Annotated in this window: 1 protein-coding gene; it reads left to right on the top strand. The window is 49.8% G+C overall.

Annotation, left to right across the window (positions count from 1 at the left end; all coding sequences use genetic code 11):
- The coding region (bla, locus tag ACEO2X_RS14080; protein WP_371972178.1) for a class A beta-lactamase at positions 1–610 on the top strand (610 nt) is incomplete at both ends.

Raw genomic sequence — 610 nt, 5'->3', positions numbered from 1 at the left:
GGGTTACATCGAACTGGATCTCAACAGCGGTAAGATCCTTGAGAGTTTTCGCCCCGAAGAACGTTTTCCAATGATGAGCACTTTTAAAGTTCTGCTATGTGGCGCGGTATTATCCCGTATTGACGCCGGGCAAGAGCAACTCGGTCGCCGCATACACTATTCTCAGAATGACTTGGTTGAGTACTCACCAGTCACAGAAAAGCATCTTACGGATGGCATGACAGTAAGAGAATTATGCAGTGCTGCCATAACCATGAGTGATAACACTGCGGCCAACTTACTTCTGACAACGATCGGAGGACCGAAGGAGCTAACCGCTTTTTTGCACAACATGGGGGATCATGTAACTCGCCTTGATCGTTGGGAACCGGAGCTGAATGAAGCCATACCAAACGACGAGCGTGACACCACGATGCCTGTAGCAATGGCAACAACGTTGCGCAAACTATTAACTGGCGAACTACTTACTCTAGCTTCCCGGCAACAATTAATAGACTGGATGGAGGCGGATAAAGTTGCAGGACCACTTCTGCGCTCGGCCCTTCCGGCTGGCTGGTTTATTGCTGATAAATCTGGAGCCGGTGAGCGTGGGTCTCGCGGTATCATTGCA

It is taken from the genome of Acinetobacter sp. AL9 (assembly GCF_041464035.1).
Classification (GTDB): Bacteria; Pseudomonadota; Gammaproteobacteria; order Pseudomonadales; family Moraxellaceae; genus Acinetobacter; species Acinetobacter towneri.
This window is presented reverse-complemented; position numbering and strand designations above follow the sequence as displayed.